Here is a 321-nt window from a genome sequence, read left to right on the forward strand (position 1 = left end):
ACTGAGGACGACAAGCTATGCACCACGTGCAGGCACCGTATAGTCCGTATAAGGCAGCTGCGCCACCGCATGCCATCAAACCTATCAACAGCGTATGCAAGGCTGAAAGATGTGAAGTGGTTCAAAGAGCGGTTGGTAACATACGTGCAGTCAGGTTACGCGGTACCAGAGTATCTGCCAGCCCTGGAGCGCAGTCTGACGGACTTCATCATAAACTCTCAGGAACTACAAGAGATAAACGAACTGCTTGCTGCAACAAAGCGTAAGCAATAACCAAAGAAGGGATGCTATATGAAGCGTAACGTTAAGTTAGAACAGTGC

1 protein-coding gene is annotated in these 321 nt (G+C 48.9%); it reads left to right on the plus strand.

All coding sequences use genetic code 11. From position 1 onward, the window contains the following. Positions 1–273 (plus strand): hypothetical protein (locus tag J4G38_RS28505; protein WP_226164239.1); only part of this gene is annotated, 273 nt, incomplete at its 5' end. Between the last annotated feature and the right edge of the window lie 48 nt (positions 274–321).

Source organism: Hymenobacter terricola (assembly GCF_017921975.2).
In the GTDB taxonomy this organism is placed as follows: domain Bacteria; phylum Bacteroidota; class Bacteroidia; order Cytophagales; family Hymenobacteraceae; genus Hymenobacter; species Hymenobacter terricola.